The sequence below is a fragment of the Saezia sanguinis genome (assembly GCF_003991585.1).
GTDB lineage: Bacteria > Pseudomonadota > Gammaproteobacteria > Burkholderiales > Burkholderiaceae_C > Saezia > Saezia sanguinis.
The window spans coordinates 35,137-59,309 of record NZ_PQSP01000006.1; the positions used below are offsets into that span (position 1 = coordinate 35,137).

General features: G+C 55.8%; 27 protein-coding genes. 8 read left to right on the top strand and 19 right to left on the bottom strand.

Features of this window, described 5'->3' with window-relative positions; genetic code table 11:
• Positions 1 to 41 precede the first annotated feature (41 nt).
• From bioD to CUZ56_RS10680, 10 genes are all read right to left on the bottom strand, one after another.
• A complete protein-coding gene (bioD, locus tag CUZ56_RS10635) occupies positions 42 to 683 on the bottom strand; it encodes a dethiobiotin synthase (RefSeq protein WP_126980382.1) in 642 nt (213 codons plus the stop codon).
• Entirely contained in the window at positions 680 to 1,432 is a 753-nt protein-coding gene (bioC, locus tag CUZ56_RS10640) for a malonyl-ACP O-methyltransferase BioC (RefSeq protein ID WP_126980383.1), read from the bottom strand. Before bioC ends, bioD begins: the two co-directional genes overlap by 4 nt.
• The gene (locus tag CUZ56_RS10645) at positions 1,429 to 2,073 is read right to left on the bottom strand and encodes a pimeloyl-ACP methyl esterase BioG family protein (RefSeq protein WP_126980384.1); all 645 of its coding nucleotides are present in this window, start codon (positions 2,071 to 2,073) and stop codon (positions 1,429 to 1,431) included. The genes bioC and CUZ56_RS10645 overlap by 4 nt, the downstream gene beginning before the upstream one ends.
• On the bottom strand, positions 2,045 to 3,181 hold the full coding sequence (locus CUZ56_RS10650; protein WP_204250882.1) for an aminotransferase class I/II-fold pyridoxal phosphate-dependent enzyme: 1,137 nt from the start codon (positions 3,179 to 3,181) through the stop codon (positions 2,045 to 2,047). Before CUZ56_RS10650 ends, CUZ56_RS10645 begins: the two co-directional genes overlap by 29 nt.
• Positions 3,182 to 3,206: 25 nt before the next feature.
• The gene (bioA, locus tag CUZ56_RS16025) at positions 3,207 to 4,505 is read right to left on the bottom strand and encodes an adenosylmethionine--8-amino-7-oxononanoate transaminase (RefSeq protein ID WP_126980385.1); all 1,299 of its coding nucleotides are present in this window, start codon (positions 4,503 to 4,505) and stop codon (positions 3,207 to 3,209) included.
• Positions 4,483 to 5,439: a biotin synthase BioB gene (gene bioB, locus CUZ56_RS16030; RefSeq protein WP_126980386.1), complete on the bottom strand. Its 957-nt coding sequence runs from the start codon at positions 5,437 to 5,439 to the stop codon at positions 4,483 to 4,485. The genes bioA and bioB overlap by 23 nt, the downstream gene beginning before the upstream one ends.
• 314 nt (positions 5,440 to 5,753) lie before the next feature.
• Positions 5,754 to 7,046, bottom strand: coding sequence for an MFS transporter (locus CUZ56_RS10665; protein WP_126980387.1), 1,293 nt, complete (start codon positions 7,044 to 7,046; stop codon positions 5,754 to 5,756).
• Positions 7,047 to 7,182: 136 nt separating this feature from the next.
• Entirely contained in the window at positions 7,183 to 7,728 is a 546-nt protein-coding gene (locus CUZ56_RS10670) for a hypothetical protein (protein WP_126980388.1), read from the bottom strand.
• Between the two features lie 24 nt (positions 7,729 to 7,752).
• Entirely contained in the window at positions 7,753 to 8,295 is a 543-nt protein-coding gene (locus CUZ56_RS10675) for a hypothetical protein (RefSeq protein WP_126980389.1), read from the bottom strand.
• Positions 8,296 to 8,409: 114 nt separating this feature from the next.
• Complete coding sequence (locus tag CUZ56_RS10680; protein WP_126980390.1) at positions 8,410 to 8,841, bottom strand: RrF2 family transcriptional regulator; 432 nt, start codon at positions 8,839 to 8,841, stop codon at positions 8,410 to 8,412.
• Positions 8,842 to 9,070: 229 nt separating this feature from the next.
• Here CUZ56_RS10680 and cysK point away from each other — a divergent pair, with 229 nt between their 5' ends.
• The gene (gene cysK / locus CUZ56_RS10685; RefSeq protein WP_126980391.1) at positions 9,071 to 10,018 is read left to right on the top strand and encodes a cysteine synthase A; all 948 of its coding nucleotides are present in this window, start codon (positions 9,071 to 9,073) and stop codon (positions 10,016 to 10,018) included.
• Positions 10,019 to 10,100: 82 nt separating this feature from the next.
• Here the strand turns inward: cysK and ispH are convergent, their stop codons facing one another.
• Both ispH and CUZ56_RS10695 read right to left on the bottom strand, forming a co-directional pair.
• A complete protein-coding gene (ispH, locus tag CUZ56_RS10690; RefSeq protein WP_126980496.1) occupies positions 10,101 to 11,126 on the bottom strand; it encodes a 4-hydroxy-3-methylbut-2-enyl diphosphate reductase in 1,026 nt (341 codons plus the stop codon).
• A gap of 26 nt (positions 11,127 to 11,152) precedes the next feature.
• Complete coding sequence (locus CUZ56_RS10695; RefSeq protein ID WP_126980392.1) at positions 11,153 to 11,602, bottom strand: FKBP-type peptidyl-prolyl cis-trans isomerase; 450 nt, start codon at positions 11,600 to 11,602, stop codon at positions 11,153 to 11,155.
• A gap of 176 nt (positions 11,603 to 11,778) precedes the next feature.
• On the opposite strand from CUZ56_RS10695, the gene radC reads away from it, so the two are divergent.
• The 4 genes from radC to CUZ56_RS10715 all read left to right on the top strand — a co-directional run bounded on the left by radC (position 11,779) and on the right by CUZ56_RS10715 (position 15,151).
• Entirely contained in the window at positions 11,779 to 12,456 is a 678-nt protein-coding gene (radC, locus tag CUZ56_RS10700) for a RadC family protein (RefSeq protein ID WP_126980393.1), read from the top strand.
• 31 nt (positions 12,457 to 12,487) lie between these two features.
• Positions 12,488 to 13,180, top strand: a complete 693-nt coding sequence (locus CUZ56_RS10705) for a Smr/MutS family protein (protein ID WP_239442408.1) — start codon at positions 12,488 to 12,490, stop codon at positions 13,178 to 13,180.
• Positions 13,181 to 13,269: 89 nt separating this feature from the next.
• Complete coding sequence (gene ribD / locus CUZ56_RS10710) at positions 13,270 to 14,424, top strand: bifunctional diaminohydroxyphosphoribosylaminopyrimidine deaminase/5-amino-6-(5-phosphoribosylamino)uracil reductase RibD (protein WP_239442411.1); 1,155 nt, start codon at positions 13,270 to 13,272, stop codon at positions 14,422 to 14,424.
• A gap of 79 nt (positions 14,425 to 14,503) precedes the next feature.
• Positions 14,504 to 15,151, top strand: coding sequence for a riboflavin synthase (locus tag CUZ56_RS10715; protein ID WP_126980395.1), 648 nt, complete (start codon positions 14,504 to 14,506; stop codon positions 15,149 to 15,151).
• Positions 15,152 to 15,171: 20 nt separating this feature from the next.
• Here CUZ56_RS10715 and CUZ56_RS10720 read toward each other — a convergent pair whose 3' ends face one another.
• The 6 genes from CUZ56_RS10720 to mltG form a co-directional block, all read right to left on the bottom strand.
• Positions 15,172 to 15,834 (bottom strand): ankyrin repeat domain-containing protein, encoded by a 663-nt coding sequence (locus tag CUZ56_RS10720; RefSeq protein ID WP_126980396.1) that lies wholly within the window; start codon positions 15,832 to 15,834, stop codon positions 15,172 to 15,174.
• Positions 15,831 to 16,625 carry a TatD family hydrolase gene (locus tag CUZ56_RS10725; protein ID WP_126980397.1) on the bottom strand — a complete coding sequence of 265 codons (795 nt, stop codon included), beginning with the start codon at positions 16,623 to 16,625 and terminating at the stop codon, positions 15,831 to 15,833. Before CUZ56_RS10725 ends, CUZ56_RS10720 begins: the two co-directional genes overlap by 4 nt.
• 91 nt (positions 16,626 to 16,716) lie before the next feature.
• Positions 16,717 to 17,094, bottom strand: a complete 378-nt coding sequence (locus CUZ56_RS10730; protein WP_126980398.1) for a PilZ domain-containing protein — start codon at positions 17,092 to 17,094, stop codon at positions 16,717 to 16,719.
• Between the two features lie 126 nt (positions 17,095 to 17,220).
• The gene (gene holB, locus CUZ56_RS10735) at positions 17,221 to 18,231 is read right to left on the bottom strand and encodes a DNA polymerase III subunit delta' (protein WP_126980399.1); all 1,011 of its coding nucleotides are present in this window, start codon (positions 18,229 to 18,231) and stop codon (positions 17,221 to 17,223) included.
• Entirely contained in the window at positions 18,231 to 18,860 is a 630-nt protein-coding gene (gene tmk, locus CUZ56_RS10740) for a dTMP kinase (RefSeq protein ID WP_126980400.1), read from the bottom strand. The genes holB and tmk overlap by 1 nt, the downstream gene beginning before the upstream one ends.
• Positions 18,857 to 19,942 (bottom strand): endolytic transglycosylase MltG, encoded by a 1,086-nt coding sequence (mltG, locus tag CUZ56_RS10745; protein WP_204250883.1) that lies wholly within the window; start codon positions 19,940 to 19,942, stop codon positions 18,857 to 18,859. The genes tmk and mltG overlap by 4 nt, the downstream gene beginning before the upstream one ends.
• A 44-nt stretch (positions 19,943 to 19,986) precedes the next feature.
• Here mltG and ygfZ point away from each other — a divergent pair, with 44 nt between their 5' ends.
• Both ygfZ and CUZ56_RS10755 read left to right on the top strand, forming a co-directional pair.
• Positions 19,987 to 20,895 (top strand): CAF17-like 4Fe-4S cluster assembly/insertion protein YgfZ, encoded by a 909-nt coding sequence (gene ygfZ, locus CUZ56_RS10750; RefSeq protein ID WP_126980401.1) that lies wholly within the window; start codon positions 19,987 to 19,989, stop codon positions 20,893 to 20,895.
• A gap of 394 nt (positions 20,896 to 21,289) precedes the next feature.
• Positions 21,290 to 22,279: a bile acid:sodium symporter family protein gene (locus CUZ56_RS10755; protein ID WP_126980402.1), complete on the top strand. Its 990-nt coding sequence runs from the start codon at positions 21,290 to 21,292 to the stop codon at positions 22,277 to 22,279.
• Positions 22,280 to 22,347: 68 nt separating this feature from the next.
• Here CUZ56_RS10755 and rpiA read toward each other — a convergent pair whose 3' ends face one another.
• On the bottom strand, positions 22,348 to 23,010 hold the full coding sequence (gene rpiA, locus CUZ56_RS10760; protein ID WP_126980403.1) for a ribose-5-phosphate isomerase RpiA: 663 nt from the start codon (positions 23,008 to 23,010) through the stop codon (positions 22,348 to 22,350).
• Between the two features lie 117 nt (positions 23,011 to 23,127).
• On the opposite strand from rpiA, the gene CUZ56_RS10765 reads away from it, so the two are divergent.
• Positions 23,128 to 24,168: a quinone-dependent dihydroorotate dehydrogenase gene (locus CUZ56_RS10765; protein WP_126980404.1), complete on the top strand. Its 1,041-nt coding sequence runs from the start codon at positions 23,128 to 23,130 to the stop codon at positions 24,166 to 24,168.
• Positions 24,169 to 24,173: the final 5 nt, after the last annotated feature.

Genomic DNA, 24,173 nt, shown 5'->3' on the forward strand with positions numbered 1-24,173 from the left:
GCCTTGTATACACCATCGGCCATGCGCAGTCTCTTTGTCCGCTAGGCCTCTATGTGCGGCACATCCATCCATTGCGCCCCACTGAAAAACCGCACCAGATACTGCTGCAAATACGCCCGGGTGCCTTTGTTGATAACTTCATCATCCACACGGAACTCGTTATACGCCAGCATATGCACGGCAATGCCCCGCACCCGACAGGCCTCCAGCGTGAGCAGTGTATGGTTGATGCTGCCCAGTCTGGGCGTTGTCGCAATGATCACAGGTAATTGATGCTGCGCAATGAAATCAATCGTCAGCACATCTTCTGTTAGCGGCACCATGATGCCGCCCGCCCCTTCAATCAGAACCACTTCATAGTGCTGATGCAGCCTGGCTGTTGCCTGCACCACTTTCTCCAGATCAATCGGGCTGTGGTCAATTTCTGCGGCCAGGTGCGGCGAAGCCGGATAACTCAACACCACAGGGCATGTGGTGCCATCCAGATCTTCCGGTAACAATCCAAGCCCCATGATGCGCCGGTGCAGTTGAATGTCTTCTGAAACGCCCTGGTTACCCGTTTGAATCAGCTTCTGGGTCACCACGTTCTGCCCCTGGGCGGCCATCATCTTTGCAACAAACCCAGTCACATAGCTTTTGCCAATATCGGTATCAATACCGGTCACAAAATAAGTCTGTTTCATTGTCCCCTCACTGCAAAATACGTAGGATGGTAGGTCAGGGAAACCCCCTGCGCATCGCCAAAGCCTGCCCGATACGCCTCACAAAACCTTTGCAGCCTGCTGCGGCTCCACACGCTGGAAAATCCACCGTTCACGCCGGTATATTTCAAGTGCCGCAATACAGCCAGTGGCTCATCAAACCGCAGCACCATTTCCTCTTCCGAGCAAAACAGCACGTCAAAATCCGCCTGCAACAAGGCACGGACTTCATTCAGGCCATGGTAGTCCAGCCCCCGGTGTTCAATGGCTGCAATTTCTTTCAGATTAGAAGGCCCGAATGAAGAAAAAAACAGGTGCCCGCCTTTAGACAGCACCTGCCTCACTTTTGCCAAAAAGCCCGCCAGATCACTGATCCACTGCAAGGACGAGGCCGAAACCACCAGATCCAGTTCATTTGGCAGACAGATCTGCTGCGCATCTCCATACAGGAACGTATAAGGCCGGTCGCGCATCAGCGTGGGCAAAATCTCTCTGACCCTGGCATTGATGTCATTTAAAAAATACTGGTCCGGCCGGTAAACGGCATTCAACTGCCGGGTCAGCAGCCCCGTGCCACAGCCCACTTCCAGCACCCTCCTTGGCCTGTCCGGCAGCGTCTTGTACACCATCTCCGCGAGTTTGGATGCAATCTTTTTCTGCGCCTGAGCATGTGCGTCGTACGTGGCCATGCTGCGCTCAAATTGACACTTAACCAGTTGAATGGCGCTCATAACAGTTCATGCAAAATACGTGCAAAGTCAACATGGTGCTCACCGTCCAGCACACACGCTAACTCTCCCCACGCGGCTTTCATGTTTTCCGGCGGAAAGATTTTGTCCGCGTTAGAAACAAAAGCCTTGGTCCAGTTCAGCCGGCATGCAGGCGGCGTAAGAAAAAACTGCCCCAACGCCTTCAGCTCTTCCAACTGGTTTTGCACATCGCGCTGCGGCAGTTGTTCCTGCATGGCTTTGTATGCACTGGCACTCCCGGCCAGCCGCATCTGAAAACGCTTGCGGTTATGCTCATCATACGTTTGCAGTGTGGACTGGAAAATCTGCCTGGGAATCCCATACCGGTCATCAACCGGTTGCAGCGTTCCATTAACTGCAATGCATTGGTTAAGCACGGGCAATACTTCTGCACAGCAGTTGGCGGCAAACACCCCGAACGACCACGCTACCAGATCCACCCGGGCATAGCGCTGCACGCACGCCAGTTGCTGCGGCTCAATCGTGGTGTAGTCATACACCAGCAAAATATCCGTACCCGGCAACGCATCCACCGCACTCAATACGCGCTCGTCAAAACCCCAGCCGTTGAAAACCAGGACCAGGCGTGAATTATTATTCTGTGTGTGCCAGTACAGTTTCATAAGCTTTCTGAACCTGTTCTTCGCTCAGTGCTGCCGTCAGCGAAAAACGGATACGTGCCTGCCCGGCAGGTACCGTCGGATAGCGGATCGGCATGACCCAGATCCCTGCATGCTGCAGTTGCGCTGCTAACCGGTTGCAGGGCTCGTTGTCCCCCATCAGCATGGGCACAATGGGAGAGCTGCCCAATAGTTGAAAACGGGCCAGTTGTGCGCGAAAGCGCTTTGTCATGGCCTGCAACGCCATACGCTCTTGTGTCATGCCCACAATTTTGCGAATGACAAAATGCGTCCATGCCAGATTGATGGCCGGTGTCGCCGTGGTAAAAATCAGCGTGCGCGAGTGGTTGATCAGCCACTCCCTGACTTCCGCGTCGCACACCACAAAAGCCCCTTCGGAAGCCGCCGCCTTGCCCAGCGTGCACATGATCAGGTCCACATGGTCCAACAACCCAAGCGCTTCTACCAGCCCCAGCCCGCGCGCACCGTATACACCAAAACCATGCGCCTCATCCACATAGAGTCTGGCGCCATAGCGATTTTTCAGTTCAACCAGTGCGGCAATATCGGCCATGTCGCCGTCCATGCTGAAAACGCTTTCAGTCACAATGTAAATCTGCTCGTACTTGCCCTGCGCCTGCTGCAAAAGGCGCTCCAGATGGCTGTAATCATTGTGCTGATAACGGCGCCATTCACATGCACACAGCCTCATGCCGTCAATGATGCTTGCATGCACCAGTTTATCCGCCAGGATCAGGTCCTTCTTGCCGGTAATGGCTGGCAGAATGCCGCTGTTGGCGTGGTAGCCTGAGTTGTATAACAGGCAGCTTTTGCCATAAAGGCTTTCCAGATACGCTTCCAGCCCCACCGCGCAAGGGTGATTGCCTGTCAGCAGGCGGGATGATGATGCGCTCATCCAGAAATGATCCAGGTCCAGCGACTCGATAAACTCTTTCTGAAAATCTGTACGTGCAGAAATACCCAGATAATCATTGGATGACAGGTTGAGGTAATCGCGTCCCTGGTACGAAATCAGCGCACCGTTGGATTCAAGGCATTTCAGTTCTCGTGCCTGCCCCTGCTCTTTGAGCCTCTGCAGTTCGTGACGCATATCACGGTGCATATCGGGGTGCATATCATGGTGCATAGGCTGACAAACCTTTCATTACGCCACGAATCAGCTTTTCCAGTTCGTCTGGTGCCATGATCAGCGCTGGCATCAGATAAACCAGTTTGCCAAACGGGCGCGCCCAGACACCATTGGCTATAAACAGTGCCTGCAGTTTTTCACGGTCCACCGCCTCTTTCATCTCGATCACGCCAATGGCACCCAGCACACGCACATCGGCAACGGCCGGGTTGTCTCTGGCCGGCATCAGCCCTTGTTTCAGTTGTGCCTCAATGCACGCCACATTCGCCACAATAGGGCTGTCCATAATCAACTCCAGACTGGCATTGGCAGCAGCCGCTGCAATCGGGTTGCCCATGAAAGTCGGGCCATGGATAAAAATTCCAGGCGCATTTTGTGAAATAACCGCGCCCACCTGTGCCGATGCCAGGGTCGCTGCCATTGGCACATAACCACCGGTAAGCCCCTTGCCCACCGTCATGATATCGGGCTGCACACCGGCCCATTCACATGCAAACATGCGGCCCGTGCGGCCAAACCCGGTGGCAATCTCGTCGGCAATCAGCAACACCTCATACCTGCTGCACAACGCTGCCAGCGCCTTGAGATACTCAGGATGATAAAACCGCATCCCTCCGGCACCCTGCACAATCGGCTCAATGATAAAAGCGGCAAGCTCTGCACCATACTGCTCAAGCAGCGCCTCCACCGAATCCAAGTCCCGCGCATCCCATGTTTCGCCGAAACGGCAATGCGGCTCATCGGCAAAATGCTGAATGGTCAGGCGGTTATTGAATATGGTGTGCATGCCATCCTGCGGGTCGCATACCGACATGGCATGCCAGGTATCCCCATGGTAGCCGGAGCGCACCGTGGCAAACGTGCATTTTGGCGGCCGGCCCATCGCATGCCAGTATTGCAAAGCCATTTTCATTGCAATTTCAACGGCAACAGACCCCGAATCGCTGTAAAACACGTGTTGCAGGTTTGCAGGCACCAGCGTCAGCAGATTGCGGGTCAGCGAGATGGCTGCCCGGTGCGTCAACCCGGCAAACATCACATGGCTGAATTTGTGCAACTGGTCCACAATCGCCTTGTTGATGTGCGGATGGTTGTAGCCATGTATCACAGCCCACCACGATGAAACACCGTCAATCAGCTTTTCGCCGCTGGCCAGTTGAATGTAAACCCCGCGTGCCGACTCCACCAGGTGGCACGGCTGTGCAGGCACCGCCGGACTGTACGGATGCCAGATGTGCTGACGGTCAAACGCCAGCAGTTGCTCAATGTCTGGTTGCGTAGTCATAACCCATCTGCTCAAACAATGCAAAATCATCAATGACTTTGGTATTGGCTGTTGTCAGCATATCCCCCACCATGGAGGCACTGACACCACACTGCAATGCTTTGGCCAAAATATTTTTGATACGCGCGCGCCCGGCGGCAAACCGGATTTCCGCTGTCGGGTTGGTAATGCAGAACATGGCAAACGTGGTCAGAATCTCTTCGTCAGACAGCAGCGTCATTTTGGCCATTGGCGTTCCGGCAATGGGCATCAGCAGATTGACCGGAATGGAATCCACTCGCAGTTGTTGCAGCGTCACGGCCAGTTCAATGCGCTGCGCCATGGTTTCGCCCATGCCAATGATACCGCCGGAACAGATCTTCATGCCCACTTCCTGCGCAGCTTTGATGGTCGCGATTTTTTCCTCTGTGGTATGTGTTGTGCATACCTCAGGGAAATACGATGGCGCGGTTTCCAGGTTGCAATGGTAGCGCCGCACACCGGCATCCCAGAGCTTTTGCAACTCTTCTTTTGGCAGCAACCCCAGTGACGAGCAATACTCCATCCGGGGTTTATCGGCCTTTACCTGCACCACCATCTCTGCAAGCTGATCGACCTCGCGCGGTTTCAGCCGTTTGCCACTGGTCACCAGGGCAAAGTTGTGCACGCCGTTATCGTGCGCAATCCGGGCATGTGCATGCACCGCGTCCACATCCACCAACCGGTGCACGCTGACCTCGGTCTCATAAAACTTGGATTGTGAACACCACTTGCAATCCTCTGTACATGCGCCCGATTTGGCATTCATGATCATGCAGGTGGAAATGCGGTTTTGGTGGAAATGCTTACGCAGACCATTGGCCAGTGCGTAAAGCTCTTCTTTTGGAGTCGTGTTGACAAGATCGAGCGCCTGCTCGTAGTCGAGCCGCAGCCCCTCAATAATTTTCTGCTTCATAGTGTTCCCAGGACGAAGCCAGCTCCATGTTGTTTAAGCCGGCGTACACTGCCTCACTTTAAGGATCAGGCCTGTCATCTGTCCTTGTTTCCAACTTGAAATGATGAATACACCTGAGTCACTTTACGCTGCTGGGTACCAAGCGTAGTACGATGTGTCACTAAAATTCAGGTGATGGGCGGATTCTAGCACCTTGCAAATCTGCCACACCCGTATATACAAGCAAAATGCTTATGAACTATTGCCATGCCAGCATAATTGGCCGATACATGCTTTCTGCACTGCTTTCGTATTCGCAGAGCAACCAAACGGTTTTAGCGTTCCCGCTGCCAGGGCTTAAAACTCAGCCACAAGAGAAATCCCGGTATCTGCAATGCCAGATTAATGCCCAGCGCCACCTGATAAGCTTTTGCCGGATAAACACCGTTTTCCATCGGCCACAGATTGATGATGCTGCCCAGCCCCCACTGCACCAGAAAACCAAGCATGAAAATCACCAGATTGTATGATGTGCTGACACGCCCGATCAGGTGCGGCGGCACGCTCTGCGCCACAATTGCATAATTCATGGCCGCCGATGAGCCAAAACAACTGAACCCCACCGCAATCACAAACGGGCTGACCGGCACCTCCAGCACCATCAACACCTCAATCAGCAGAAAACAGGCCAGCCCCCCACCGCACACCAGTATGGGTTTGAATCCCCGTTTATGCAAAATATCGGTCAGCCAGCCAAACGCCAGCGACCCCACCACCATGCCCACGGTACCGGCAAACAGCACGTTCGCCACTTCCAGCCGCGACAGATGCCTGACATCATGCAGCCAGGGACCCATCCACAGCCCCTGAATCGCCATGAATGATGCATGAGCAAACAGCGTATAAAATGCCAGCCGCCAGAAAGACCAGGTGCTGTACAACTGCGCGACGGCTCTGGTCATATCCGAAAGCCGGGTCTTTTGTTTTTTAGGATGCTCGGGCACCATGAAAAACATTGCTGTACTGAGCGCCACGGTGACGCCCGCCAGGCATAAAAACACGATGCGCCAGTCTGTATAGGTAAGCGCCAACTGCACCGGCGTGGTAGCCACCATGGCCCCCATGCCACCGACAGCCAGCACAATCGCCGTTGCCAGCGACAACTTCTGCGGTGGCAGCCAGAGCGAGCAGGCTTTAATGGACGCCATCAGCGAGCCCGCCACCCCCAGCCCGATCAGCCCGCGGGCCACCACCAGCATCCACAGCGTATGGGCACTGGCAAACATGGCCGCTCCGGCGGCAGCCACCGCCAGCATGGGAATCTGCACCCGGCGCGGACCAAAACGGTCCAGCGCCACGCCTATCGGCAGCTGCGCCAGCGCAAACGTCAGCAGGTAGGCACTGGTCAGCAGGCCCAGGTTGTTGGCCTCCAGCCCCAGGTCATGCGCCAGTTCCGGATACACCACCGCATTGACTGTGCGGAACAGATAAGAAATAAAATGTGCCAGTGCAAACGGCAGCAGCACCATGCCCAGCAGACGCAGCAAACCGAATTGAGGCGGCTCATCCCCCGCCAATGCGGCAGCCCCTGCTGGCGCAGCCTGTTCTGTCTCTGCCGTGCTTTTCATGTCAGATTTGTCTCGGTGATACGGGCCTGTGGCCTCTTTAAAAATGTGTTCGCCATTCTAACAGATTCACTTGCCGCGTTTATTCCAGTACACAGATCAGATAGCAAAATGGAGCCAACCCATTCAGGCTGGTGATTCAGTTGTCCGCCACCGCTGCATGCTGCTGGCGGTAACGCTGCAAATGCGTATCCAGCAGGTTGGCCAGATCCAAAAACGTATGCATACCATAACGGCAATGAATCGCCTTGAAGTCTCCTACCTGGTGCACGGAAGACGTTGCCGCAGCCGCCCCGTCCTGCTTCTCCGGCAGCTTGCCCGGAACATCCCATAAACGAATTCTCAGCTCTTCAGAAGGCGTTTCTCCACCGGTTGTTACCAGATAGAACCCTTCAATATCAGCCCAGCGCAATTTCAAACAACTGAAAAAAGTGCGGGCCGTCAACCCGTCCTGATCCAACTGCAGAGAAACCCGGCCAGGAGAACACAGCACCAGAATGGCCCAGCCTGCCAGTAGCGCAACACCGGCAATGATCAGCCCGCTGATCCAGTTGAACACAATCGTTTTAACACCCAGCCCCAACACCACCAGCAGAATAAATGTCATGCACATCCCTGCTAGGATGAAATACGACGCCTGATCGGGATAAAGCCGGGTCACGCCATTTTGCATCTTCTGATTCATCGCTTCTCCCCTCACATCTTTTACCTATGGCTGTTGGTCACTGCCGTTTTCATCTTGCGCATGCTGCTGGCGGTAACGCTGCAAATGCGCACCCAGCAAATTGGCCAGATCCAGCGTACTGTTCATGCCGTAATTCAGAGAAATCACTTTAAAAGAATCCATATCATGCACCGATGATGGCCCGCCTGCGGCGACACCGTCAGCATCCGCTGCCCGGCGCAGCTTCACCCGCAACCAGTCACTTTCTGAATTGGTTGGTGGCACATAAAACCCGTCGATGTCCGCCCACTTCAAACGCAGGCTGCCTGTCAAAGTGCTTGCGGTCAATCCCTCGCCATCAAGCTGCAGATAAACCCTGTTGCGAAATGCTACATTGATAATGAGCCAGCCCGCCACACATACCAGAATCACGGCGATGAATGCTGTCAGGCCGTTATACGCCATCACCCCCAGATAGACCGCCCCGGCCAGCATAACCAATGCCGCCCCGCAGACTGCTGCAATACCCAGGTACATTTTTCTGTCCGGATAAAGCCGGATCGTTTTTTCTGTTGATTTTTCAGGCATATGCATGGCACCTTGTCCGGTTGATGCTGGTACGCGCATTCTAACAAAGCAGCCGCATGACCCTTTTATAAACCGACAGCACCTGTCGCCCAGAGTCATGACGCTCAGAACACCTTAAATCGCATAATCGCTCACCGTTTGCTGCACGGCCTGCGCGTCCAGCAGATCCTGTAACGTCTTTTCCTGATACACCTGCTCTATGGCTGCCTGCGCCTGCTGCCATAACGCAGCAAATACGGTATCCACCGCCTGCACCCCGGCCTGGTGCTGATCAACGGAATAAATATCGCCATCCATGAATCGCACAATTTCTGCAATATGCATGCTGGTGGTCTGGCGTGCCAGCCGGAAACCGCCGTTTAAGCCACGCCGGCTTTCCACAAAACCACCGCGCCGCAACTGGTTCAGGATATTTTCCAGAAACCGTGCCGGCACCGCCTGGGCCCGGGCGACCTCCTGCAAACGGACCCACTTTGAGCCCTCCTGCCGGAGCCCCAGTTCAAAAAGCGCCCTGAGCGCATACTGGCACTTTAACGATACGCCCATGATGCGGTCTTCCCTTTGAAACTGCTACCGGAAACAGCAAATACAAATTTTCCTGTATATGAATATAACAACTCTGTATTTGCACTTTGGCACCTTATCTGTCACACTTTGACATATAAAATATTATAAATATTACCATATTAGTAATATTTTAAAAAATAGAAAATTCAGTTGCTAACCCATTAAACTGAATGCTATTTGTCAGAAGACCCATAAGGAGAAATTGATCATGACACGCATTTACAAAGACAACTCACAATCCATCGGGCATACCCCGCTGGTCAAACTGAATCGCATCGTCGGTCAAAACGCAACCGTGCTGGCCAAAATAGAAGGGCGTAATCCTTCCTACTCTGTCAAATGCCGCATTGGCGCCAGCATGATCTGGGACGCCGAGAAAAAAGGGCTGCTTAAACCCGGCTCACATATCATCGAGCCTACCAGTGGCAATACCGGTATTGCGCTGGCCTATGTGGCTGCAGCACGCGGCTACCAGTTAACGCTGACCATGCCAGAGACCATGAGCCTGGAACGCCGCCGTGTGCTGGCATTTCTGGGTGCCAACCTGGTACTCACTCCAGGGGCCGAAGGCATGCCCGGCGCTATTCGCAAAGCGGAAGAAATTGCTGCTTCCGGCTCACAGTATTTCATGCCACAGCAGTTCAAAAACCCGGCCAACCCGGCGATTCATGAACAGACCACCGGCCCTGAAATCTGGGAAGACACGGCAGGCCAGGTGGATGTATTGGTTTCCGGCGTTGGAACCGGCGGCACCATCAGCGGAACATCGCGTTTCCTGAAAAAACACAAAAAAATCACCAGCGTTGCGGTAGAGCCCAGCACCAGCCCGGTCATCACACAGCACCTGGCAGGCCAGCCAATCAAATCGGGGCCGCATAAAATTCAGGGGATTGGCGCCGGGTTCATTCCTGACACACTCGATCTGTCCATCGTTGACCTGGTAGAACAGGTCAGCAGTGAAGATGCCATTGAATTTGCCCGCCGCCTGGCCAAAGAAGAAGGCATTCTGGCCGGCATCTCTTCCGGCGCAGCGGCACTGGCGGCCAGCCGTCTGGCTGCAAAATCCGAATTTGCAGGCAAAACCATTGTGGTGGTTCTGCCCGATGCCGCCGAGCGTTATCTGTCGTCGGCCCTGTTTGAAGGCGTCGGCCAATAAACCCCGTTCTGCCCATTAAAAAACGGCGATGTCATGCACATCGCCGTTTTTCCATCCGTACTGTATACGCCTCAGTATGGTTTCAGTACGACTTGTCAGTATCCGGTGTAATGCCGCCCCGCAGCCGGCTGGCAACCGGCTGTTCATTATCCAGCCGGAGTCCTTTCGGCAAAGGAAAATGCACCTCTTCATTGATGCCATCCATATTTCTGAGCGCAATCACCCCAAAGCTGCGCAGCCGGTCAATCACCTGCTGCACCAGCAATTCCGGCGCAGAAGCGCCTGCCGTCAAACCGACTGCACCGGCCTGTGCAAACCATTCTGCCCGCAGTTCTGAGGCATTATCCACCATGTAGGCCGGTGTTCCGCGGCGTTCGGCCACTTCACGCAGGCGGTTGCTGTTGGAGCTGGTCGGGCTGCCCACCACCACCACCACATCCACCTGCTGGCTCAGCAGTTTGACTGCGTCCTGCCGGTTCTGCGTGGCGTAGCAGATGTCCTGCTTTTTCGGCTCGCGGATGTTGGGAAACCGCGCCTTGATCGCTTCCATGATCACCATGGTATCGTCCACACTGAGCGTGGTTTGTGTTACCACCGCCAGCTTTTCGGACTGCTCGGGCTGCAACAAGGCCACATCTTCGGGGCTGTCCACCAGGTGAATGCCGCCATCCAGCTGGCCCATGGTGCCTTCCACCTCCGGGTGCCCTTTGTGTCCGATCATGATGAACTCATACCCTTCACGGCGCAGCTTGGCCACTTCAACATGTACTTTGCTCACCAGCGGGCAGGTCGCATCAAAAATGCGAAAACCGCGTTGCGCCGCCTCCTGCTCAACCGCTTTGCTCACCCCATGGGCACTGAACACCAGTGTTGCCCCGGCCGGCACTTCGGCCAGGTCTTCAATGAACACGGCCCCTTTTTCACGCAGGGTATTGACCACATAGGTGTTATGCACAATTTCATGCCGCACATAAATAGGCGCGCCAAAAATCGCCAGCGCACGCTCCACAATTTCAATGGCACGGTCCACGCCGGCACAAAATCCGCGCGGCTCAGCCAGCACCAACGTTACCGGTTGCTCAGCCGCGCCGGATGGTTGAGGTGACATGGTCTTGGAGCCCGATGTTCCCGGCATTACAAAACTCCGATCAGTTCCACTTCAAAAATCACCGGCTGCCCGGCCAGCGGATGGTTGAAATCAAACTTCACAGCCGAGTCACTGACTTCACGCACCATACCGGCATAAGTGCCAATGCCGTCAGGCATTGGAAACTGCACCACATCACCTTCACTGTAATCTTCGTGATGGTCTCCCAGTTCCTTAAGCAGCTTGCGCGCCACCCACTGCACCAGTTCCGGGTTGCGCTCGCCAAAAGCCTCTCCGGCGTTTAAACGAAATTCTTTGCGCGTACCTTCCGACAATCCGATCAGAACCTGCTCCAGCGCAGGCGAGAGTTCTCCGCTGCCCATTCCCAGTGTGGAAGGCTTGCCCGCAAACGTATTGATGATGTCAGCACCATCGGAACCGGCCAGCCGATAATGCAAGGTCAAAAAAGATTCAGGCCCGACAACAGAAGCAGTCATTTCATTCCTTTTGATCAGTATGTAGGGGGTCTTGTTATTGTTTTTGAACCATCAGTTCATGCTATAAAGATATGTTATTTTAAAGGTTTATGCTTGCCCACGGCAGGTTCAGGCATAAACTCCTGTTACTGGTTCATACAACACACCAACCCGATCTGCTAAATACAAATACACCCATGTCACTCAAATCCCTTCCTGCCGATGCGCGCCCGCGCGAAAAACTCATCACCCATGGCGCCAGCTCGCTGGCCGACGTGGAACTGCTGGCCGTACTGCTGCGCACCGGAACCAAAGGCCGCTCGGTACTGACCATGGCGCAAGAACTGCTCAGCCAGTTCGGTGGACTGGCCGGGCTACTGAACACCAGTTCCGAAGAGCTCAAACAGTTCAAGGGGCTGGGCGGCACCGCCAAACGCGCAGAACTGATTGCTGTGCTGGAGCTGGCACGCCGGGCTTTGGCACAAAAGCTCAAAGCCATGCCCGTGTTCACCAGCCTTCAAGCGGTGACCGATTACCTGCAACTGCAACTCGGTGCTTTGCAGCATGAAGTATTTGCCGTACTGTTTCTGGATACACAGCACCACCTGATTGAGATGAAAAAACTGTTTTACGGCACACTGACACACAGCAGCATTTACCCGCGCGAAGTCGTCATTGCCGCATTGATGCATAACGCACATGCCGTCATCCTGGCGCATAACCACCCCTCGGGGCAAACCGCACCGTCGTCAGCCGACAAGCAGGTCACACAGGCACTTACCAAAGCGCTGGCGCTGGTTGACATTCATGTGCTGGACCATATCATTGTGGGCAAAGGGCAAAGCACCTCCATGGCCGAGCAGGGCCTGTTATAAAATACACACTTTGGTGCCGATGCACACCCCAATGAAAAAAACCAACCACTCAAACCCCTCTGCTGTTTCTTCACCAGCCCAAGCCGTCAACAGCCTGGCCGACCTGAAGCAACTCAAAAAAGAATTACAACAGCGTACACAACAGGCAGAAGAAGAAAAAAAACGCGCCCAGGAACAGGCCCACAAAGTGCGGGCTGAGCAAAACCTGTTTCGCAGCAGCATGGGTGACGTGACACCGCTGAAAAACACGGGCCGGGTTGTGCTCCGCCCACCCAAACCTACTCCCCACCCGAAACAGCGCGAGCAGGACGAACAGCGTGTGCTGCAGGAATCACTCTCAGACGAATTTGACGTGGAATCGCTGCTGGATACCGATGAAGCGCTGTCGTTCCGGCAATCCGGCATTGGCACCGATGTGGTACGCAAACTGCGCCGCGGTCATTGGGCTTTGCAGGCGCAACTGGACCTGCACGGCTACCGTCGCGACGAAGCACGCGAAGCACTGTCGGCATTCCTGCGTGAAGCCACCAAACAGGGCTTGCGTTGTGTACGCATTGTGCATGGCAAAGGCCTGGGCTCTCCCGGAAAAACACCGGTACTGAAAACCTGGGTCATGAGCTGGCTAGCGCAAAAAAACGATGTGCTGGCCTATACCCAGGCACGCGCTGCGGAAGGCGGTGCAGGCGCACTGATTGTGCTGCTGCGCACGTCGCAGCCTGTATAAATTACGGCCAGCCATCGGGAATCATGCCCAACCTCTGGACCATTGTTTTTTGCAAATAGCGTACAGTAGTGGCAGCATGGTAAAGTACCATGCAGTTGACAACTGTTTTGATGACATTCATGCCCAACAAAAACCAATCAATTCACTGGATGCGCCAGGCACTTGAGCAGGCACAGCAGGCCATTTACCTCTCCGACCCCAACCCGCGGGTAGGCTGCGTGCTGGTGGACGCGCAAAACCACTGTATCGGCCGCGGCTATACACAGGCGGTTGGCAGCCCGCATGCAGAAATCATGGCCTTGCGTGATGCCCATGCCAAAGGCCATGCCGTGCAGGGCAGCACCGCTTACGTCACGCTTGAGCCCTGTTCACACCATGGCCGCACACCGCCGTGTGCCGATGCCTTGATTGCGGCTGGCGTTGCGCGGGTGGTCATTGCCGCAACAGACCCCAACCCGCTGGTTGCCGGACAAGGCATTGAACGGCTGCGTGCGGCAGGCATTCAGGTAGAAACCGACGTTCTGGCCCATGACAGTGAAGAACTGAATATCGGCTTTTTCTCACGCATGCAGCGCCAGCGCCCGTGGGTGCGGCTGAAAATGGCCTGCAGCCTGGATGGTAAAACAGCACTGCCCAGCGGCGAAAGCCAATGGATCACCGGCAGCATGGCTCGTGCCGACGGGCACCACTGGCGGGCACGCGCCAGCGCCATTCTGACCGGCGTCGGCACCATCCTGGCGGATAATCCGCAACTGAATGTGCGCTCCTGCGAAACACCCAGGCAGCCATGGCACGCCATTGTCGATACCCACCTGCAAACACCGTCAAATGCCATGCTGCTTGAAACCAGCCCGCAGGTGGTCATCTACACCGCCAGCACAGATACAGCACGCCAGCAGGCACTGCAACAGGCGGGCGCTGCCATATGCGCCGCGCCCCTGTCTGCCGATGGCCATATCGATCTGCCATGGGTTTTGCATGACCTGGCTCAACGTGAATGCAATGAATTGCACGTGGAAGCCGGCAGCACGCTCAGCAGCGCCCTGCTGAAAGCCGGACTGGCCGATGAACTGCTCGTATATATGGCCCCCAGGCTGATGGGTGAGGGCAAAAACTTCATCACCGGTTTTCAGGCCGATACATTGGCACACACCATGAACTTCACCTTCACACAGGTCGAGGTGCTTGGTGAAGATATACGGCTGATGGCGCGCCGTTATCCGGCCAATGTGCGCCGTTCGTAAGGGCATGTTATACCCATGCGCACAGGTATTTAGCCGCTTCACACTACAATCTTTCTATTAAGAATTGACTGGTTTCATCATGTTCACAGGCATCATCACCGGCGTAGGCCGCATTCAGCAGGCCACACCGCTGGCACAAAATACCGGCTCGCCATCACAGCATGGCCTGCACCTGACCATACAGGCCCCGCAAGGCTATCTGGACGATGTACAACTGGGCGACAGCATTGCCCTGAACGGTGCCTGCATGACCGTCACATCCATCGACAAGCCCAGCCATACTTTCAGCATTGATATTTCTGCCGAAAGCCTGCATAAAACCGCAGGGTTGAACCAGGCGGGCAACCAGGTCAATCTGGAAAAAGCCATGCAACTGCAAGACCGTCTGGGCGGCCATCTGGTCAGTGGCCATGTTGATGGCATCGGGCATGTACAGCAAATGAAGCCGGTAGGCGAATCCTGGCTGCTGGAAGTGCTGGCCCCGCCGGAACTCAGCCGTTTTCTGGCCTATAAAGGCTCGATCACTGTCAATGGTGTGAGCCTGACGGTCAATCAGGTCAGCGACATTGCGGGCAAAGGTACCGTGGTCAGCATCAACCTGATTCCGCACACGGTACAAAACACCACGCTGGGCCAGTTACAGGCCGGCAGCCCGGTCAATCTGGAAATTGACCTGATTGCGCGCTATGTTGAGCGCATGCTGAGCGCCACGCAGGCATTCAGCTAAGAAGGCCTGCAGCCCTATGACTACCAGCCGGCGGGCTGGCGTGCGCGCATTGCTTTCAGAATGATTTCGGCGGTTTCGGCACGCTCCGCACCTTTGGCAAAATCATAAGCCGTCAGCCCCTGCTGGTTTTTCAGCTCGGGGTCCGCCCCCTCCTGCAACAGCAGCTCCACACCGGCATCGCTGCCATAGTGCGCAGCCATCATCAGCGGCGTTGTGCTGTTAGGCGACTCTGCATCAATGTAGGCGTAATTTTCCAGCATCAGCGCAATCAGCGCCGGGTCATTTTGCGAAGCCGCGTAATGCAGCGGTGTCCAGCCTGTCTTATTGACCAGCGCTTCACGCGCAATCAAAGCCTGGGCCTGCGGCAGCAGGCCTTTAATGGCTGCCATCATCAAAGGTGATTCGTCATGGCTGTTCAGATAGTTCACATCGGTGCGCTGGTCGGCAATCAGCACGTCAGCCACTTTCAGCGCATCTGACTGCAACGCCAGTACCAGTGCACATTGCCCGCTGGCATCTTTGGTATTGGGGTCCACACCCCGGCTGAGCATGGTTTTGACCTGGCTGACATCATCGGCTTTAACCGCATCCAGAAAATCGCTGCGGCTATCCGCCTGGCTGCTGATTCCTGTCAGCAGCAGCAACACCAGCATTCCATAATGGATCAGATAATGTCTTTTCATGCTGTACCCTTTACTTTTGCAAATAGTGTTTCAAAATTCCGCGTTGTCTGCGCCCCCACATGCGCTGCATCGGTACGCCACAGGTCAGCCAGTACCGCTGCAACAAATGGCACGTAGGCAGGCATATTCGTTTTGCCCCGGTACGGCACCGGCGCCAGATAGGGGCTGTCGGTTTCTATCAGGCACGCGTCATGCGGCACCATTTGCGCCACCTCACGCAACTGCGCCGCATTCTTGAACGTCAGTATGCCTGAAAAAGAAATATAAAACCCCAGATCCAGCGCCTGCCGGGCCACATCCATGGTTTCTGTGAAACAGTGGAACACGCCCTGGATTTTCCCTGGCCCGTTCACCGCTTCTTTCAGCATGGCCACCGTATCCGCCGCGGCCGCCCGTGTATGAATCACCAGCGGCAAAGCCGCCTCGCGCGCCGCTTCAATATGGGTGCTGAACCGGTCGCGCTGCCACTGCATCTGCGCATGGCTGCGCTCACCAAATTGAAAATAATCCAGCCCCGTTTCGCCAATGGCAACCACACGTGCATCAGCAGCACGGCTCAGCAGGTCAGATTTCAAAGGCTCCTGGTCGTGTTCATTTTCCGGATGCACGCCAATGCTGGCCCACAGGTTGGCGTGCGTATGCGCCAGTTGGCGTACCTGCTCAAAATCTGCCAGCGTGGTGCTGATGCACAGTGCCTGCGTGACCCTGGCCTGCTGCATTTGCAGCAGTACCTGGTCCATTTGCGATACCAATGAAGCATCGCTGAGATGGCAGTGTGAATCTACAAACATGGAACCCCATTACGTAAAAATCGGTTCATTCAATGAACCGATTCATTATTGGATCAACCCGGCAGACAAGGCAGGCAGCAAGTACCAGCAATTACATGGTATGCGTTACACGCCCATGCGGTACAAAACTCGCCAGCAACGCCTCAATCTGCGTCTTCAACTGCTTGCACTGCTCGTTATCAGGAAAAATAATACCAATGCCCTGCGGTCTTTGGCCCGATGAGTGCTCCGGTGTAATCCAGGCCACCTTGCCCGTTACCGCAAAACGCTGCGGATTATTCGGCAGCGAAACCAGCGCATACACACTATCCCCCATCTGGTATTTTTTAGAAGTGGGAATAAACAATCCGCCCTGGCGAAACTGGGAAATATACGCCAGATACAGTGCCGTCACCCCTTTGATATTCAATTGAATCACACTGGGGCGTGCAGCAGATGGCACGGGCTGAGGATTTGCACTTGCATTCATAATAGATCGTCTTCGCAGCGGGTTACTTCTTCACACCCTCATTATAACGGGTGAATCAAACCGCATTGAGGTAAAACTGCACAGGACCAGCAGTTTTATCCCCTATTGCACACGCCAGGCACGTTTTCAGCCTGACAGCACCTGCTGTGCCCTGCTGAGCAGTGCCTGGGCATAAAGAGTCGCATTCCAGGGGTGCTCGGCTTTGCGGCTGGCCTGCATGATCTCCTGCGACCAGGCCAGCACCAGTGGCCGGTTGACCTTTTGCGGCAGGTGTTTCAGATCAAAAAAACGCGGTGTTGCACCTGTTTGCACTGCCAGCAGGTCATGGCAGAGTTTGCCGACCGTATCCAGCATCTGTGCCGGGGTCATATCCTCCAGCACGGCCATTTGCCCCTGGGCCAGTCCGCGTGGAATCTGCTGCCATTTCTGCGCAGTCATCCCCTGCTCAACCAATTGCACCGCCAATGCCGGCCGGCCACCAGCAGCCGCCAGCAACACCTGTGGCGCTTCAACGCCCTGCTGCTCCAGCCACGCCAAAGCTTCTGCCGGCTCAGGCCAGTGCATCTGATACACCTGGCAACGGCTGCGTATTGTCGGCAACAGACGCTGCGCGTTTTCACTGACCAGAATAAACCGTGTATGGCCGGGCGGCTCTTCCAGCGTTTTCAGCAAGGTGTTGGCCGATACCGTATTCATCCGCTCTGCCGGATAAATCACCACCACCTGTCCCGGGCGGCGCGCTGCCGTGCGCTGGGTAAATTCAATCATTGACCGCAACGCTTCAATGCGGATTTCTTTGCTGGGCTTGCGCTTTTTATCATCGCTGCCGGCAGCCTCCGGCTCTTCCTCACCCCAATGCAAAGCAAGGGCCAGCTCCTGCGGCAGCAGAACCCTCAGGTCGGGGTGTGTATGCGCTTTCACCATGTGGCAGCTCTCACAGTGCCCGCAGGCGACTCCCCCCTGCGGCGAATCACACAGCCAGGCCCGCGCCAGCGCCAGCGCCAGATCAAACTGGTTCAGCCCGCCAGGCCCGGCCAGCAGCCAGGCATGTCCCTGCCGCTGCACCAGCGCCTGTAGCTGCCTGCTGATCCAGGGCGCCAGTTGTGCCGGCTGCATATCTTCATTGCCTGCGGCCATTACAGAATCCCTCTGCTGCACAGGGCCTGCTGCACCTGCTCGGCCACCGCCTCAATTGATAATGACGCATCAATTCTGGCAAAGCGCTGTGGGAACTGCTGCATTCGGGCTGCGTAGCCCTTGGCAACCAGCTCAAAAAAGCCTTGCGGTTCACTCTCAAAACGGTCCGGCACCCGTACCGGCCCCAGCCGTTTGGCGGCCTGCTCAGCCGGCAGGTCAAACCACAAGGTCACATCCGGCTGCGTACCCTGCTGCACCCATTGTTCCAGATGCTGCAACACCTCCAGATCAAACCCGCGGCCATACCCCTGGTAGGCAAAGGTTGAATCGGTAAAGCGGTCGCACAATACCGCCGCCCCGCGTTGCAGCGCAGGCAGAATCACCTGCGCAAGGTGATCGCGGCGTGCTGCAAAAATCAGCAAGGACTCGGTCAGCGCATCCATCGGGTCATTGAGCACCAATGAGCGCAGCGTTTCAGCCAGGGCGGTTCCCCCCGGCTCGCGTGTGCGCACCACTTCGCGGCCGGCAGCAGCCAGGGCTTGCGCCGTGCGCTCGATATGGCTGGACTTGCCAGCGCCGTCAATGCCCTCAAACGTAATGAAAATACCGTGGCCAGTTGGTTTGTTCATTGCTCACTCACAGTTGAAGACGGGCGCGGTGGTGTGGAGCGGCCCCGGATGTAATGGTCTACCGCACGGTTATGGTCGTTCAGCGAATCGCTGAAATGGCTGCTGCCATCACCCCGCGATACAAAATACAATGCACTGGTTTTAGCCGGATGCACTGCCGCCAGCAGCGAATCCCGGCCCGGCATGGCAATCGGGGTTGGTGTCAGGCCCGCGCGGGTGTAGGTGTTATAAGGCGTATCGGTATCCAGATTTCTGCGCGTAATGCGCCCGGTGTAACTGTCGCCCAGCCCGTAAACCACGGTCGGGTCGGTCTGCAACAGCATGCCACGGTTCAGCCGGTTGATGAAAACACCTGCCACCATGAACCGGTCCTGCGGCCGGCCGGTTTCCTTCTCAATGATAGAGGCCAGAATCAGCGCCTCATACGGGGTTTTCAGCGGCAGTCCCTGGTCACGCTCCTGCCATACCTGCTCCAGCGTCTTATCCATCATGTGCATGGCACGCCGCAGGATATGCAGGTCGCTGCTGCCTTTGCTGAACGTATAGGTATCCGGAAAAAACATCCCTTCCGGGTGGACTCCGGGCTTGCCCAGCGCCTCCATGATCTGTGCATCGGTCATCTGCGCCGTATCGTGTTTGATATCGGGCGCCTGTGCCAGCCGCTGGCGTATCTGGGCAAAAGTCCACCCCTCCACAAACACAATGGTCTGGTAGGTTTCAGCCCCCAGAACCAGTTTTTCCAAAATGCTGCGCGGCGTATCAGTTGCGGTAAATTCATAGCTCCCGGCACGGATAGCACGGGCCTGCCCCGACCATCTGAAATACTGGTACAGCAGTTCCGGATGCGTCTGCACCCCTGCATTCACAATGGTCTGCGCAGCGACACGGGCTGAGGTGCCCGGGGCAATCTCAACCTCCACCGCGGACTGCGTCATCGACACCGGCGCATCAATCCACCACCATGCCCCGGCAGCCAGCGCCACCCCCGCCACAATAGCCAGCATGATCAGCCGGCTCAATAGCCTGCCTATAAAGGATGGTTTGCGCGGCTTTTTTTTCTGGGTTGCTTTCTGTTCAGCCATAATACTTACTGTACTTCCTCCAATTTACCCGCAATGTCTCCCATATGAACACGCATGGAATCGTCAAACTGAACCACCTGGGCATTATCCGGGCGGCCGGGCCGGATGCCGCCAGTTTTCTGCATGGACAACTCAGCAACGACATGACACACCTGGATGCCCAGCACGCCAGGCTTGCCGCATACTGCTCTGCCCAGGGCCGCATGCTGGCCAGCTTCATTGTGATCAAAAGCACCCCGGAAGAACTGCTGCTGATCTGTGCGGCCGACCTGCTGGAAGCCACCCTGAAACGATTATCCATGTTTGTGCTGCGGGCCAAAGTCAAACTGACCAATGCCAGCAGCGAACTGTCATTATATGGCCTGGCATGTTCTCCAGAACGCATGCCGGATTTTCTGGTGCCGGCTGCTGCGCCATGGGCCTGCCAGCACCATGATGCACGCCTGGCGGTCCGGCTGCCAGATGCCGCGGGCACCCAGCGTTACCTGATCGTCGCATCCTCACAACAAACCCTGCCGGCCTTTGCCGCGCTGCCAGAATCCACCTGGGACTGGCTCGAAATCCAAAGCGGCATTCCCATGGTCCGCCAGCAGATCCGGGAGCAGTATGTGCCCCAGATGCTCAATTACGAATCCATCGGCGGCATTGACTTTGCCAAAGGCTGCTATCCGGGGCAGGAGGTCATCTCCCGCAGCCAGTTCCGTGGCACATTGAAGCGGCACACCTATCTGCTTTCCAGCAGTCAGGCGCTGCAACCCGGTGAAGAGGTCCTGACCACCACAGATCCGGCCCAGCCGGCCGGCGCAATCATTGCAGCAGCGCCCGGCCCCGATCACGGCTGGAGTGCGCTGGCCGTACTGCGCACCGATGATGCACAACCGCCGCTGAAAACCGCTTCCGGGGCTGATGTCAACATAAAGCCGCTGCCCTACCCCTTACGTACCGACTTCTAAAACAACCCTGCGGTGTGGCTCAATACCAGTTCAGATATGTCCTCAAAGAGCCACACCCGGTTTGACCGGGAACAAACATATCACACGCCAAGTGCCCCTGCTCAACCACCGCACAAGCCTTACAGCATAAAATCAGACAGATGACCAATGTATAACAGGGCGCTTACCAGCAACCCTGTTGCTACAGGCAGCACCACCCCGGCTGCCATCAACTGAACTGCCATTTACCCACCTGGCAAAACTGGCTGGCCTATTACAGCCTACTATACTATCTACCCGGCCCTGACCTGCCGACACACCGGCAAGTTAACCCCATATGCCCACAACAACCAAGGCACAGTGCCTGTACCAGCCATACACCATTTGGCTTTTTTGTTTTTAAGGAATTTTGCACATGCAGTTTCTGGCCCGCATCAGTCGCTTTGTCGGCAATACATTTGCCGTCTGGGTCCTCCTGTTTGCCATTCTGGCGTACTTCCTGCCGGATTCATTCAAATGGCTGCTCAAGTATGTGGTGCCGCTGCTGGGCATCATCATGTTCGGCATGGGCCTGACACTGTCCCAAAAAGACTTTCAGGATGTATTCACCCGCCCGAAAGACGTTCTGCTTGGCGTTCTGGGCCAATTCACCATCATGCCCGGACTGGCATGGCTGCTGGTCAAAACCATTGACCTGCCCCCCGAAGTGGCGCTGGGCGTCATATTAGTCGGCTGCTGCCCCGGAGGAACCGCCTCCAACGTCATGACCTTTTTGGCCCGGGGCGACCTGGCGCTGTCTGTGACCATCACCTCTGTCAGCACACTGCTGGCCCCGGTGGTCACGCCTGCGCTGATCTACCTGCTGGCAAGCCAGTGGATTGAGGTCAGCGCAACCGCCATGTTCTGGTCTATTGTTCAGGTGGTCATTCTGCCCATTGTGGCTGGGCTGGTTGTGCAATACTTTCTGGGCCTGCGGGTTAAACCCTTTGTTCAGGTATTGCCGCTGATTTCCGTGATCGCAATCGTTGCGATTGTGGCCGCCGTTGTGGCAGGCAGCCAGGCCAAAATCGCTACCATGGGGCCGCTGATTTTCCTGGTGGTGGTACTGCACAACGGCCTGGGACTGATTCTAGGCTACCTGCTCGGAAAAATATTCAGAATGTCGCTGCCCAAACGCAAAGCGCTTGCCATTGAGGTTGGCATGCAGAACTCCGGCCTGGGTGCGGCGCTGGCAACTGCCCATTTTTCGCCACTGGCCGCAGTTCCAAGCGCCATTTTCAGCGTCTGGCACAACATATCAGGCCCGATTGCCGCCACCATCTTCCGCCGCTTTAAAGACAAAGAAGTACAAGTGCATAAAGCCCAACCTGCACCGGCAGAAGCCACTGAAAACAAAATGCCGTAAAAAGAACAAAGCCCGTTTCAGCTCACACTGGTAGCTAAACGGGCTTAAAGCTGAATGATCAATTTCAATCAGTCAAAGCGCAGCACTTCCAGCCCGTGAGAGCGGGCCAGCAAACACACAGACGCACGCTGTGCCGCAAAAATGCCCACAGTGACAACCCCCACCCACTGGCTGATGATCGCTTCCATATCTGCCGGATCGACAATCTTCAGGCCCCGGGCATCAATGATGTGGTTGCCGTTATCCGTTACAAACCCTTTGCGCCATTGCGGCGTTGCCCCCATCTTCTGCAACCGGCGCTCAATCTGGGCCCTTGCCATCGGAATCACTTCCACCGGCAACGGGAAAAAACCCAGCACATCCACCAGCTTGCTTTCATCGGCCACACAGATAAACTGATGGGCCTGCGCCGCCAGAATCTTTTCGCGCGTCAGCGCACCGCCACCGCCTTTGATCATGCAGCCCGATTTGTTGATTTCGTCCGCACCGTCAATATAAACCGGAATATCTTCCACCTCATTGGGGTCAAACACCTCAATACCGTAGCTGCGTAAACGCACCGTGCTGGCTTCAGAGCTGGACACCGCCCCCCGGATGCGGTGTTTGATACCGCCCAGCGCATCAATGAACTTGTTCACTGTGGAGCCGGTGCCTACGCCGACAATACTGCCTTCCACCACATAATCCAAAGCAGCTTTACCTGCCAGCGTTTTGAGTTCATCCTGTGTCATAACTGTCAAATTCTTTCAAGAGTGAGACAATGGGGGTCTGTTTATACTGATCTCGTGTTCACAGACTGGGTGGTGCTATTTTAGCGTTCTTTTCAGTCAATTCGCGAAAGTCTCTCTATGCATTTTTCCTCTTATGATCTGGCGCGCCCCTGGCTGTTCTGTCTTGACCCCGAACGTGCACACGACCTGACCATCAGCCTGCTTTCCAATACACAGCACACAGGGCTAGCCCGCCTGTACCAGCAGCCGCGCGCTCTGAACCCGGTCACCCTTGCCGGCCTGACCTTTCCGAACCCGGTCGGACTGGCCGCAGGGCTTGACAAAAATGCCTGCTGCATTGACGGGTTTGCCCAACTGGGTTTTGGTTTTATTGAAGTAGGCACCGTCACACCACGTCCGCAGCCGGGCAACCCCAAGCCCCGCATTTTCCGCCTGCCAGAAGCCAATGCGCTGATCAACCGTTTTGGCTTTAATAACGAAGGCGTTGAAACATTTGTCCGCAACGTCCGCGGTGCACGCTTTCGTTCAACGGGCGGTATTCTGGGCATCAACATCGGCAAAAACAAAGACACGCCGATAGAGCGCGCCAATGACGACTATCTGACGGCGTTGCAGGCAGTATATGCCGATGCAGACTACATTACCATCAACATCTCCAGCCCCAATACCCAGAATTTGCGCGAGCTGCAAAGCGACGCTGCACTGGACAGCCTGCTGGCAGCGCTGACGGCCAAACGCAGTGAGCTGGCGCATGAGCACGGGCACAAAGTCCCGCTGTTTGTCAAAATTGCCCCCGATCTCGATGAACAGCAGATTGCGCTGATTGCCCAGGCTTTGCAGCAACATGGCATTGACGGCGTGATTGCCACCAACACCACCATTTCACGCACCATGGTGTCACACCTGTCGCACGGCGCGGAAACCGGCGGCCTTTCAGGCGCACCGCTGCGTCAGGCCAGCACACAGGTCATCCGCCAGCTCAGGCAGGCATTAGGTGCGGACTATCCGATCATCGGCGTGGGTGGCATCATGTCAGGTTACGACGCGCAGGAAAAAATCAATGCAGGCGCCAATCTGGTGCAGTTGTATACCGGGCTGATCTATCGCGGCCCCGCACTGGTGAAAGAAGTGGCTCAAGCGCTGGCGCAGCCGGCCTGATGATT